Origin of the sequence: Mesonia ostreae (assembly GCF_031845265.1) — a bacterium.
Taxonomy (GTDB): domain Bacteria; phylum Bacteroidota; class Bacteroidia; order Flavobacteriales; family Flavobacteriaceae; genus Mesonia; species Mesonia ostreae.
Map to the genome: position 1 here is coordinate 125,429 of NZ_JAVRBG010000003.1, position 12,778 is coordinate 138,206.

10 protein-coding genes are annotated in these 12,778 nt (G+C 35.5%); 3 read left to right on the plus strand and 7 right to left on the minus strand.

From position 1 onward, the window contains the following. Positions 1-248 precede the first annotated feature (248 nt). The 4 genes from RLT85_RS04145 to RLT85_RS04160 form a co-directional block, all read right to left on the minus strand. The gene (locus RLT85_RS04145) at positions 249-2,294 is read right to left on the minus strand and encodes a protein-disulfide reductase DsbD family protein (protein ID WP_311400770.1); all 2,046 of its coding nucleotides are present in this window, start codon (positions 2,292-2,294) and stop codon (positions 249-251) included. Then, complete coding sequence (gene tilS, locus RLT85_RS04150) at positions 2,291-3,601, minus strand: tRNA lysidine(34) synthetase TilS (RefSeq protein ID WP_311400771.1); 1,311 nt, start codon at positions 3,599-3,601, stop codon at positions 2,291-2,293. The genes RLT85_RS04145 and tilS overlap by 4 nt, the downstream gene beginning before the upstream one ends. A 65-nt stretch (positions 3,602-3,666) precedes the next feature. Then, positions 3,667-4,953, minus strand: coding sequence for an anthranilate synthase component I family protein (locus RLT85_RS04155; protein ID WP_311400772.1), 1,287 nt, complete (start codon positions 4,951-4,953; stop codon positions 3,667-3,669). After that, entirely contained in the window at positions 4,954-5,496 is a 543-nt protein-coding gene (locus RLT85_RS04160) for an NADPH-dependent FMN reductase (RefSeq protein WP_311400774.1), read from the minus strand. Between the two features lie 96 nt (positions 5,497-5,592). Between RLT85_RS04160 and RLT85_RS04165 the strand changes: the two genes are divergently transcribed. Both RLT85_RS04165 and RLT85_RS04170 read left to right on the plus strand, forming a co-directional pair. Next, on the plus strand, positions 5,593-6,483 hold the full coding sequence (locus RLT85_RS04165; RefSeq protein WP_311400775.1) for a LysR substrate-binding domain-containing protein: 891 nt from the start codon (positions 5,593-5,595) through the stop codon (positions 6,481-6,483). A gap of 69 nt (positions 6,484-6,552) precedes the next feature. Next, complete coding sequence (locus RLT85_RS04170; RefSeq protein WP_311400776.1) at positions 6,553-7,491, plus strand: YeiH family protein; 939 nt, start codon at positions 6,553-6,555, stop codon at positions 7,489-7,491. A gap of 370 nt (positions 7,492-7,861) precedes the next feature. Here RLT85_RS04170 and lpdA read toward each other — a convergent pair whose 3' ends face one another. Further along, a complete protein-coding gene (gene lpdA / locus RLT85_RS04175) occupies positions 7,862-9,268 on the minus strand; it encodes a dihydrolipoyl dehydrogenase (RefSeq protein ID WP_311400777.1) in 1,407 nt (468 codons plus the stop codon). Between the two features lie 99 nt (positions 9,269-9,367). Beyond that, positions 9,368-9,829 carry an Lrp/AsnC family transcriptional regulator gene (locus RLT85_RS04180; RefSeq protein ID WP_375712332.1) on the minus strand — a complete coding sequence of 154 codons (462 nt, stop codon included), beginning with the start codon at positions 9,827-9,829 and terminating at the stop codon, positions 9,368-9,370. Positions 9,830-9,990: 161 nt separating this feature from the next. Here RLT85_RS04180 and RLT85_RS04185 point away from each other — a divergent pair, with 161 nt between their 5' ends. Beyond that, a complete protein-coding gene (locus RLT85_RS04185; protein WP_311400778.1) occupies positions 9,991-11,190 on the plus strand; it encodes an aminotransferase class I/II-fold pyridoxal phosphate-dependent enzyme in 1,200 nt (399 codons plus the stop codon). Positions 11,191-11,249: 59 nt separating this feature from the next. On the opposite strand, the gene RLT85_RS04190 is transcribed toward RLT85_RS04185, so the two are convergent. Then, complete coding sequence (locus tag RLT85_RS04190) at positions 11,250-12,542, minus strand: phage tail-like protein (RefSeq protein ID WP_311400779.1); 1,293 nt, start codon at positions 12,540-12,542, stop codon at positions 11,250-11,252. Between the last annotated feature and the right edge of the window lie 236 nt (positions 12,543-12,778).

The following is a 12,778-nucleotide window of genomic DNA, read 5'->3' on the forward strand; positions in this document are numbered from 1 at the left end:
ATATTAATAATCTTGAAAAATGGGCTTTTTTACCGAATTGTTTATGGGTTAAAATGAAAAAGAGGCTGTTTAAAAAGTCCATTTTTGTCAACCTGAACCTGCCGGTACCATTCAGACGGGTTTGATTCAAATTCCTATATTAATTTTTGAATCAATATGAGAAGATTCTGAAATAAATTCAGAATGACAGTTTTAAAGACTTTTTAAACAACCTCTTTTTTTCTTCCGTTAGGAATATAATTCAGGATTTACTCTTTATAATTACCTAAACCTTCTTTTAGCCAAGCTTCATATTCATCTACATCTGGCATATAGGAAGCGGGCGTGTTTAGCATTTCCTCTTTACTATTCAATAAAACATAATAAGGTTGTGCATTTACTCCGTATTTTTCAATTTGGAAATCACTCCACTTATTTCCAATCGTGCGTATTCGTTTTCCAGTAGTTTCGCTAGTGTACTGCTCTTCTTTAGGTAATTTCTTTTGAATATCTACATATAACGAAATCAATACGACATCATTTTTTAGTTTTCCTAAAATTTGCGGCTCACTCCATACACGTTCTTCCATCTTACGACAGTTGATACAAGCTTTTCCCGTAAAGTCGATCATTGCTGGCTTGCCAACCTTTTTTGCATAAGCCATTCCTGCTTCATAATCTGTAAAAGCTAGAATATCATGCGGACCTAATTCTGCGTGCTCGGGAAAATCTCCTTGACTATAGCTTGCACCTCCGCCACCTGTTTTGGTAAATCCAACTCCGTAAGGAGATTCACTATAATTCATTGGAGGTGGGAAACCGCTAATTATCTTTAATGGCGCTCCCCAAAGTCCTGGAATTAAGTAAATGACAAAGGTTAATACCACCAATCCAAATCCTAATCTACCTACAGAAATGTGTTTTACAGGGGAGTCGTGCGGCATACTTATTTTTCCGAAGAGGTATAACACCAAGGTAGAGAAAACAGCAATCCAAATCGCTAAAAATACTTCTCGCTCTAACCAATGCGCATCCAAAACTAAATCGGCTTGCGATAAGAATTTAAAGGCTAAGGCTAGTTCTAAAAATCCTAAAACTACTTTTACGGTATTTAACCATCCTCCAGATTTTGGTAAAGAATTCATCCATCCTGGTAACATAGCAAATAGCACAAACGGAATAGCAATTGCTAAGGAGAAACCTAACATTCCTACGATAGGTGCAATTCCTCCTTTAGAAGCCGCTTCTACCAATAGAGAACCCACAATTGGTCCTGTACAACTAAACGATACAATCGCTAAGGCCAAAGCCATGAAGAAAATTCCTGCAATTCCTCCTTTATCGGCTTGTTTGTCTACTTTATTGGCCCAAGAATTGGGCAGCATAATTTCAAAAGCTCCTAAAAAAGAAGCGGCAAATATGATTAATATGACAAAGAATATAATATTAAAGGTGACACTTGTGGAAAGTGCATTTAAGGCATCTGCGCCAAAAATAGCGGTTACAAGCGTTCCTAATACCACATAAATTACAACGATAAAAAATCCGTAAAGCAAAGCATTTCTTATTCCTCTAGCTTTGGTTTTACTTTGTTTGGTAAAGAAACCAACCGTCATAGGAATCATTGGGAAAACGCAAGGTGTTAATAAGGCTACAAAACCAAAGAGAAAAGCAACCCAGAATACGGTAAAAATACCACGGTCTACTTTTGCTTCTTCTTTTTGTAATTTTTCTGAAACTACAGGCTTATCATTTGCATCTGCATCTTTTGATACCGCTTTTGCACCCCCTCTAATTTGATAGGCTTCAAAATCATCAAAATTGGTGAAGACCTTTGCAGTTTTGTCTTTGATATTAAATACAAAGTAGTACTCCTCATTGATACAAACCTCTTTACAAATTTGATAAAAAATTTGAGCTTTAATCAAACCTAAGTCTTCATCAACCAACTTTATTCTTTGCGTAAAAGTAGCTTCTTCTGCAAAATACACTTCATCTACCCCAAAGATATCATTGTAGGCTCTAGCCGTTTCGCTTTCTTTTGCATCTCCTTCTAATACATAATTCTCTTCGGCATCTACATACTCAAACATCATAGGGATGGGACCTCCATCTGGCGTATACTGAGAATAAATATGCCATTCATCCTCAATTTCTGCCTCAAAAATCAATTCATATTCTTGGTCTGAAATTTGTTTTACGCTTCCCTCCCATTTAGCCGGACTTTTAATATCTTGAAGTCCAGAGCCCGGAATTTGAGCAAAAGTTTGACCAATGCTTAATAAAGCAATGCATAGGGTTAAAAATAGTCTCATGAAATAAGGTTAAATTTAAGTATAGTTTGAGTTGGTTGTATTTTGTAACGTTCGTCGGTTCTATGGTTTACTATCCAGATAATATCTGATTCATTACATAAAACCCAGATCTTTTCTTTTTCCGTTACCGGAATTTTTTCATCGATGAGAAAATCGCTAATTTTCTTTTTCCCTTTCATCCCAAAAGGATAAAAATAATCCCCTGGTTTCCACTTTCTCAATTGGAGCGGGAATTTAAGAAGTTCTTTTGGAAAATAAGCAGTATTCTTAGTTTTCTCTTCTATTCTTTCTACTTTCTTCTGTTTTAAAATACCTAAGGAAAAATTTAAATCTTGCTGACAATTCACTAAAAAAGAATTTTCCTCTTTCGGTTTCTCTTTTATTGCTTCTAAAATAAGCACTTCCCTATCTTTTACTAACTGATGCGTGTTAGAAAAAACGCGTTTTCCAGATTGTGCTTCCAAAAGTAAATGCACATCTTCCCATTCCGTAAAGTCAAAATCTTTTAGCAATTGATATAACACTGCTTTAGAATTTGGAATCTTTTTTAACTCGTGAATATCTAATTCATATCCTCTAAAGGTTTCTCTTACGATTTTGGAATATAAAAGCGCTGTATAATCTTCTAATAAAGCCTCAGATTCTTGTAAATGCGTCTGAGTTTTCAAAAAGGATGAAATCACTTGTGGGTTTTCCTCTTTTAAAATAGGATAAACCACATTTCTGATTTTGTTCCGTAAATAAACACTGGACTGGTTACTAGCATCTTCTCGCCATTTAATGTCGTTTTCTTTAGCAAAAACTTCAATTTCTTCTCTCGAAAAAACCAACAATGGTCTAACTACAAGCTGATTGTTTTCAGGAATTCCTGAAAGTCCAATAAGTCCCGTTCCTCTCATTAAGTTGATAAAAAAAGTCTCCAAACTATCATTGGCGTGATGCGCCGTTAATAAACTTTGATAGTTCTCTTGAGCACACAATTCTTCAAACCAAGCATAACGCAAATCACGCGCTGCCATTTGGATGGAAATCTTGTGATCTTCTGCAAATTTATCAGTATCAAAATGTTGTAGATGAAAAGGACAATCCAATTGCTGTGCTAGTTTTTCTACAAAAGCTTCATCGGCATCACTTTCTTTTCCGCGTAAACGAAAATTACAATGTGCGAATGCAAAATCTATTTGAGAATGCCGAAGCAAATGAGCCAAAACTACACTATCTACCCCACCACTAATGGCCAAAACAACTTTTTGAGAAGTTAGGGAAGGAAAATTTTCTTCGATATGTTTAGAAAAACGGTGTTGCATTCAACCTAGGTACTTTTTTCGCTTTTCAAAGATAGCATTTCCCCACAAAACTTAAGCAACCTAGGTTACACACTTATGGCTTTCTTTAAAGCTTTAACTTTTACCAAACATTCTTCGTATTCGTTCTCAGGAATCGACTGTATGGTAATCGCACTGCCCACCGAGCAAGAGGTGTATTTTTTAGTTGCATTATATAAAATGGTGCGAATAATAACGCTAAAATCGAAATCCCCTTCTGGCGTAAAATAACCAATACTTCCGCTATAAAGTCCGCGTTTAGTGGTTTCTAATTCTTCAATAATTTTCATTGCTGAAATTTTTGGCGCGCCTGTCATACTTCCCATTGGGAAAGTGGTTTGAAGCACTTCCACCGGAGTCACATCTTCTCTTAATTGAGAGGAAACGGTAGAAATAAGCTGATGCACTTGTTTAAAACTATACAAACCGCAAAGTTCCTCTACGTTTACGCTTCCGCGGAAAGCAGTTTTGGAAAGGTCATTGCGCACCAAATCTACAATCATCACATTTTCGGCAACCTCTTTAGGGTCATTTTTAAGATTTTCCTTTAATTTCTCATCTTCTTTAGGTTCTTCCAAACGCTTGGCGGTTCCTTTAATAGGCTGGGAAATCACTTTATTTCCTTGTTTTTTTATGTAACGCTCGGGGCTCGCACTCAACGCATAATGATCTTCTAAGCGCAAAAATGCAGCAAAAGGGGCTTTAGAGATCGTATTGAGTTTTAAATAGCTTTGCAGCGGATTTATTTCTTGATTTTCTAGATAAAATTCTTGACAGAAATTGGCTTCATAAATATCGCCCCGCTGAATATGTGCTTTCATCTGCTGCACTTTTTCTATATATTCTTCCGAAGAAAAACGTGCCTTGAGCGCAGTGGTTTTTTTATGCGTTGGTGGGTTAATCTCTAAAGAACAAATATGCACAAAATCGGTTTCCATCTCGTCATCAACCATATTTAGGTAAAGAAATTCAGCTGAATTTCCCATGATACGTATAATTTTTTTAGGTTGAAAAAAATACAAATCAGGAAAATCAAGCCCGTCAAAATTATTGGACTTTAAATTTTCTGTATCTTCTTTAAGGTCGTAAGTAAGGTAACCAAAAAGGTAATCTTTGGTGGTAGACTGGTATTCTTCAAGTTTTTCAAAAGCCTGTTGCGTATCGGTTTTTAAAGCGGTAAAAGCATCTACTGCCAGAATTGCTTCGTAGTTTATTTGATCATTGTAGGCATTAGAATCTAACCAAATAATTTCTTCAAACGCTTGGCTCCATTGCAATACTTGCGCTTTAAAAACGCTCGTATCTTTTAGGCTGAATGTTTTATAGGTCCGCAATTAACTCTCTATTTCTTGTAAAAAATTAGATAAGGTATCAATGATTCCTAATTGCAAAGTTTCATCGGTTACTTTAAGCTTTTCTAAGTCAAAATTTTCATTGAAGTAAGGAAAGCTAAAACTTGCAACCACTTCAGCACCAAATTTTGGTAAAATAAATTCTGTGTATTCTAAAGCTGAAGCCGCGCCTTTGCTCCCTGTAGAAGTACTCATAAGCAATACTTTTTTGTTGCTTAAAAATTGACGATCTAATCGAGAAAGCCAGTCGATCACATTTTTAAAAAAACTAGACACCGTAGCATTGTGTTCATTTACAGAAATGATGAGCGCCTGTGCAAGATCTATCTTATTTTTGAGGCGGGTAACATTTAAAGGAATACCGTCATTCTTTTCTATATCGTAACTATAGATAGGAAGCTCAAAATCTATTAACCGAATGATCTCTACCTCGTGATCTACAATTTGATTCGCCACCGTGGCAACCAATTGATGATTTATTGAAACGGTACTAGCCGATCCTGCAAAAACTAAAATTTTACCCATAAGATTGTAAAAAAGCTTAAAATAACTGCATTTTAATGGATTACGAAAACTATTTCTTTTAAAAAATCCTTAATTTTAGCTTTCTAATTCTAAGCAATGGATTTTAGATTACGTGTTTTTAATGAAGTAGTAAAAACCTTAAGTTTTTCTCAGGCTTCCAAAAATTTATACCTCTCTCAACCAGCGGTTTCCAAACACATTAAAGAATTGGAAATGAAATATGAGGTAAAGCTTTTTGAGCGGCAAAAGAATAGCATTAAAATTACTTCTGCAGGACAGGATCTCTTTTTTTATGCTGAAAAAATTCTCAACCTTTATCATGAAGCCGAAAATCATTTTTTAGCACTTCAAGAAAAATTACCTAAAAAAGTGAAGATTGGCGCAAGTACGACCATCGCTCAGTATATTGTACCTCCTTCTTTGGCAGAATTAAAAAAGAATTTTCTGGACACCGAGTTTTCTCTTATCAATGATAATTCTACTCAGATTGAAAAAAAAATTGAAAAACACGAACTTTCATTTGCGCTTATTGAAGGAAACAATCACAACCCCTTATTGACTTACGAGAAGTTTTTGGATGATGAGTTGGTGTTGGTTACTTCCTCTCGCAACAACTTAGCTGCTTCAATCTCATTAGAAGAGCTGATTCAACTTCCTTTAGTTATTAGAGAAGAAGGCTCTGGCACACGATCTATTTTAGAAAATCGTTTGGCTAAAGCCGGAATTCGAAAAAAAGACCTTAACATCGATATGATTTTGGGTAGCACCGAAAGTATCAAGTCTTATTTGTATGCTACGCCTAGTTATGCTTTTGTTTCTATCTCTTCTGTTTTTGATGATTTAAGACATCAGCAATTGCAAATAATTGATATCGAAAATTTTGAAATCAAACGGCCATTATATTTTGTTCGTCTTCAAGGAGAGCGTTCCTTATTTTTTGATAAAATTAAAAAATTTTTCTATTCAACCCATAACAACAGGTTATAACCCATCACAATGTTTGTTGAGTAGCCTCTGTTTATTTCCCCGTCCTTTGTAGGGATAAAATAAACATACATGCTTAAAAATATAAACCCAATTTATGTAAAAGTAATTTTTGCACTTGCTGCGCTTTTGTGTTTAACGCCTTTTATCTCTTCTCCCATCGCCCTTTTAATGGGAATCATACTTACCAATTTGCTCTTTAATCCTTTTCCTGCATTAACGGGCAAAACCGTAAAGTGGCTCCTAAAAATTTCGGTGGTAGGATTAGGTTTTGGTATGGACTTGAATAAAAGTTTAGAAGTAGGAAAAGAAGGTTTGCTACTTACCATTATCACCATTAGTACTACGTTAATTTTAGGATATTTTATAGGTAAACTTTTAAAATTGGATAAAGTAATCTCTTACTTAATTTCTTCTGGAACGGCAATTTGCGGTGGTAGCGCCATTGCAGCAGTATCAGCAGTGATTAAAGCTAAAGAAAAAGATATTTCTATCGCGCTTGGGGTAGTCTTCTTTTTAAATGCGTTGGCCATTTTTATTTTTCCCGTTTTAGGACATCAATTGGGGTTATCCCAAAAAGATTTTGGTTTATGGAGTGCCATCGCCATTCACGACACAAGTTCTGTTGTTGGTGCTGCATTAGCTTATGGAGAAGAAGCTCTAGATATTGCCGTTACTGTAAAATTAAGTAGAGCTTTATGGATTATTCCACTATCTATATTTTCTATGTTTTTGTTTAAAGGAAAATCCAATTCGATTAAAATTCCTTGGTTTATTTTACTATTTGTATTGGCAGTAATTGCTAATTCTTACCTTAATTTACCCGAATGGATGAGCTTCAACATTCCTGAAATTTCTAAACAGTTGTTGATTTTAACCTTATTTCTTGTAGGCGCCGGACTTACATTCGCATCCATTAGAGAAAGTGGAGCTAAACCCATAGTATTAGGAGTTTCACTTTGGGTAATTATCTCTGTTATTTCTTTGGGTTATATTTTGTATGTAGTTTAATGAAGAAGATAGAACGCTTCGCTTTTAGATGATAGATGCTAGATTTGATTTCTTAAATATTAGTATTCAGATGTATTATCAAATCAAAAAGATAAAATAAAGACTATATAAAAATTTTGATTTATCAACCTAACCTGCCCGAAGTGAATTTATTCAGGCGGGCTTGATTCAGTTTATCCATATGATTTTAACGTCATATCATGAGATTAAGAAATAAATCTGCCAGAATGAATTCTTCTCATTTCTGCTCAATTTGACTACTTGAAGCTAGTTTGATATTTAAAACCATAAAAAAATCCGAATCAATACGATTCGGATTTTTTTATTTAAGAGCAAGAATTCATTTCTGATTCTCTCCTATTATACCTACTTACACGTGTAAAGCACGGTTTCCTGTTGCTGCTAAAGCGGCTTCTTTTACGGCTTCGGCATAAGTAGGGTGTGCGTGGCTCATTCTAGCAATATCTTCAGCGCTTGCTCTAAATTCCATCGCCACCACCGCTTCTGCGATTAAATCAGCTGCACGAGCTCCTACCATATGTACTCCTAGAACTTCATCGGTTTCTTTACTGGTTAAGATTTTTACAAATCCCTCAATATCTCCACTCGCTCTAGAACGTCCTAAAGCACGCATAGGAAATTGACCCGAGGCGTATTCTACTTTATCTTCTTTTAATTGCTCTTCAGTTTTTCCTACGGAAGCAACTTCTGGCCAGGTATATACAACTCCTGGTATTAAGTTATAATCAATATGTGGTTTTTGACCTGCAATGGTTTCAGCAACAAAAATACCTTCTTCTTCGGCTTTATGCGCTAACATCGCTCCTTTGATTACATCTCCAATCGCGTAGATATTCTCTACATTGGTTTGTAAGTGTTCGTTTACTTCTACTTGCTTGCGGTCATTTAATTTAATTCCAGCATTATCTGCTTCTAAGCCATCGGTAAAAGGTCTTCTCCCTACAGAAACCAAGCAATAATCTCCCTTAAACTCTACTTCTTTTCCTTTTTTATCGGTTGCTTTAATCACCACTTCGTCTCCCGTATTTTCTACAGCAGTCACTTTGTGAGAAAGTGCAAATTTTACTTTTTGCTTTTTCATCACTTTGGCAAGCTCTTTACTTTGAGCAGCATCCATAGTAGGGATAATGCGGTCCATATATTCAATTACGGTCACCTCTGCGCCTAATCTCTTATATACCTGTCCTAACTCTAATCCTATAACTCCGCCCCCAATCACCAACATGTGTTTAGGAACTTCTTTTAGTTTTAAAGCTTCGGTAGAAGTGATAATTCTCTCTTTATCAAGATCTATAAATGGCAAAGAAGAAGGTTTACTTCCCGTTGCAATAATAGTATGTTTCGCTTCAATCGTTACATCTTCCCCTTCCGCGGAAGCGATATTGATGTGCGTTTTATCTTTAAAAGAACCAATACCTTCATAGGTATCCACTTTATTTTTATCCATCAAAAAGGCAATCCCCTTAGTGGTTTGTTCTACCACCGTGGCTTTGCGGCTCATCATCTTTTCTAGATTAAGCTTTACTTCGCCAGGAATTTCGATCCCGTGATCTTCAAAATGCTTCAAGGCATCTTCATAGTGGTGTGAAGAATCTAATAATGCTTTAGAGGGAATACAGCCTACATTTAGACAAGTACCTCCCATGGTGGAATATTTTTCTATTATTGCGGTCTTTAAACCTAGTTGTGCGCATCGTATTGCGGCTACGTAACCTCCAGGTCCCGAACCAATCACTGCTACATCGTAAGTGCTCATAATTTAGTTTTTGTTGAGTTGAAAAACGTTGACAAAAATACGATATCTAATTCAATCAACAAGGTAGATGACACAAAGGATTGTTAAAATCCTTAGAATTTACGAAACGATAAGCGTGGTGTTTTTCACTTCCTTAATCACAAACATACTCTGCGTACTCCCTATTCCCGATATGACCGTTAGTTTTTCGATTAAAAATTTGCGGTAGGCATCCATGTTTTTTATCAGAATTTTTAAAATATAATCATAATCGCCACTTATGTGATAGCATTCTAACACCTCTTCGAGTTTTAATACTTCGCGTTCAAATTGTACGATGTTATTTTTAACGTGCTGCGATAACTTTACTTGACAAAGTACCATAAAACTTTTTTCTACTTTTTCTTTATCGATAAGCGCAACGTAATTGGTGATTATTTTTTGTCGCTCTAGTTTCTTGATGCGTTCATAAACGGCGGTATTAGACAAGTCTAAAACAAGTGCTAATTCTTTGGTCGTCTTTTTAGCGTCTTTTTGCAAATAGGTAAGCAATTGACGGTCTATGGTATCTAATTTTATCATTGTGGTAAATTTTCAGAATTTATCAAAATTGAGAAGCAATTATGGATTAAAATTCTATATAATTTAATTAAAATAGAATTTTATTCTGAATTATAAAAATTTGATTGACAATTATCTAACAATTACCGAATTTAGTTATTATTCATTTAAGTCTTATTATCATGAAATATAAACCAGCCGATAAAATTCAGGATTTACAATATTTTGGAGAATTTGGAGGAGTAAACCCTTCCATTTCAGATTCCTCTACCTACACCTTTCTTTCTGCGAAGACAATGTTTGACACCTTTGAAGGAAATGCCGAAGGTTGCTACCTCTACTCCCGCCACTCGAGCCCCAGCAACTTATATTTGGGCGAAGCACTTGCCGCAATGGAAGCGACCGAAGCTGCCACGGTGACCGCCAGCGGAATGGGCGCCATAACTCCGGTTTTATTGCAATTATGCGATAGCGGAAATCATCTCATTTCAAGCAGAACTATCTACGGCGGAACCTACGCTTTTATGAAGAATTTTCTTCCTAGACTTGGCATACAAACCTCTTTTGTAGACATCACCAAAATTGAAACCGTAGAAGCTGCGATTACACCAGAAACCAAAGTTATCTTTTGTGAAACGGTGAGTAATCCCTTACTGGAAATTGCAAATTTGCCGGCTTTGGCTCGGCTTGCTAAAAAACACCACTTGCAATTGGTGGTAGACAATACCTTTTCTCCGCTTTCCATTACTCCTACTCAGTTGGGTGCAGATATCGTGATTCATTCCCTTACCAAATTTATCAACGGAAGTAGTGATACGGTAGGTGGCGTGGTTTGCGCTTCCGCGGAATTTATTAATCAACTTAGAAATGTAAATGATGGCGCTTGTATGTTATTAGGAGCTACTATGGACAGCATGCGATCGGCTTCGGTATTAAAAAACCTGCGCACGCTACACATTAGGATGCATAAACACAGCGAAAATGCGATGTATTTAGCAGAACAATTTGAGGCTTTGGGCTTAAAAACCGTTTATCCTGGATTAAAATCACATAAAGGAAACGCTTTATACCAAGAAATGATGAACGAAGAATATGGTTTTGGAGGAATGCTGACCTTAGATGTAGGTTCTTTAGATAAAGCCAATACGTTAATGGAATTGATGCAAAAACGAAATTTAGGCTATCTAGCCGTGAGTTTAGGCTTTTATAAAACCTTATTTAGCGCTCCCGGAAGTTCTACCTCTTCTGAAATCCCTGAAGAAGAACAACAAGAGATGGGACTTAGCGACGGATTGATTCGCTTCTCTATAGGTTTGGATAATCATATAGATCGTACATTGAAAATGATGAAAACTTGTATGAAAGAAGTGGGAATATTGTAAAAAAACCTCTCTTTTCATGATTCTGAAAGGAGAGGTTCTAAATTTATTGACTTTTTTTATTAGTTGGCCTTAACCAACTCTATATTCATCACAGTTCCATCTGGTAAAATTTGTAAATTTTGAGTATTGACATCTGGAAATAAATAAATTTTTTCACCTACGTTTAGTCTTACCAAGACATTTCCTGTTATCGTCGTAATGGTATTTTTAGGTATAGATGCATACACCACACTTCTCTGCAGAGGCTCGGGAGAAGCTTCTGTTTTACTCAAAAAGAATTTTAAATCTATTTTTTCTTCAGCGCCAAGAGTATCTCTTTTTACAATAATATTATAGGATACTCTATACACACCAGCGAAATCCTCAATTTCAAAATACTTAGGATGAATGTAGATTCCTTGGCTAGAAAAGATATTTCCCAAATTCAAATATATAGGCGTAGTTTTATACAAATAATTGATTGGAGTATCTCGATATGATTGAGCATATGCTGCTTTGGGAATAAAAGTTTCCCACTTGGCTACACCATCAGCGTTAGAGGTAAGCACTTTGCCTAATCCTTGATTACCGTCTACCATTTTTATCTTACCATTCACTTGTAATTTTTCTGTAGGATTAGTGGTACCAATACCTACTTTAGTAGCATAACCTGTATCACCCAAGATAATGGTATTGATGTTATCTGCTAAAGAATTTAGGCCTATAGCTACTGCATTATCTGCAGTGGTTTTAGCGTTTTTACCAATAGCAGTAGATGCATATCCCATAGCCGAACTCTGAGAACCCAAAGCAATAGACCTAAAACTAGCGGCTTCTGCTAGATTTCCTATGGCAACTGCTTCTTTATTAGTGTTACTTTTTGCATCAACTCCTATAGCAATACTCTTATTTTTGTTTGCTAAAGCCCCTTTTCCAAAAGCAATTCCTCCCACTGGTTGGATAAAACCTACACGTTCATTATTGACTTTAAATAGTAAAGGTTGATCATTAATTGTTCCCAAAAATGCACCAGATTCAAAAGCATTTCCTTCACTAGACCAATGTTTTGGAGAACCTTTTTTATCTTTTACTACCTCCCAACGATTGTTATTCCAGAAATAGAAACCTTGATTTAAAAAATTGTTGGATGCATCCGTATTCCAAACCATCAATCCCGTTGCGGGGTTTTCAACGGGTGAAGCAAGATCTAAGTTTTTTAAATCTAATCTAGGGAATAATACTCCTTGATTTGTTGATCTTACATCTAAAATAGAAGAAGGATCTGGATTAGTGGTACCTATTCCCACTTGGGCAGTAGATGCAACAGAAATAAATAGGCCAATAATGCTAAAGCCAATACTTTTTAATATCATAATTTTATTTAAATTTTCGTGCAAAACTAATAGCCTCTTTTTAGATAAAAATAAGATTGAAAATATATCCGATTAAAAGATAGTTTTTAAGTTCACAGACAAAAATAAAGTTCTTGTAAAGCCTGTATTAGTTAAATTCATTAACTAATGGGAGTACTTGTGATAGTCTTGATAAATTTTGTGGAAGAAAGAAATCTTCTGCTTTTGTAATTTTAAATAATTTGAAAAGTCAAAAA

Coding starts and splice junctions, on each gene's coding strand:
- RLT85_RS04145 (WP_311400770.1), bottom strand. CDS start 2,294: ATGAGACTATTTTTAACCCTATGCATTGCTTTATTAAGCATTGGTCAA.
- tilS (WP_311400771.1), bottom strand. CDS start 3,601: ATGCAACACCGTTTTTCTAAACATATCGAAGAAAATTTTCCTTCCCTA.
- RLT85_RS04160 (WP_311400774.1), bottom strand. CDS start 5,496: ATGGGTAAAATTTTAGTTTTTGCAGGATCGGCTAGTACCGTTTCAATA.
- RLT85_RS04165 (WP_311400775.1), top strand. CDS start 5,593: ATGGATTTTAGATTACGTGTTTTTAATGAAGTAGTAAAAACCTTAAGT.
- RLT85_RS04170 (WP_311400776.1), top strand. CDS start 6,553: ATGCTTAAAAATATAAACCCAATTTATGTAAAAGTAATTTTTGCACTT.
- lpdA (WP_311400777.1), bottom strand. CDS start 9,268: ATGAGCACTTACGATGTAGCAGTGATTGGTTCGGGACCTGGAGGTTAC.
- RLT85_RS04180 (WP_375712332.1), bottom strand. CDS start 9,829: ATGATAAAATTAGATACCATAGACCGTCAATTGCTTACCTATTTGCAA.
- RLT85_RS04185 (WP_311400778.1), top strand. CDS start 9,991: ATGAAATATAAACCAGCCGATAAAATTCAGGATTTACAATATTTTGGA.
- RLT85_RS04190 (WP_311400779.1), bottom strand. CDS start 12,542: ATGATATTAAAAAGTATTGGCTTTAGCATTATTGGCCTATTTATTTCT.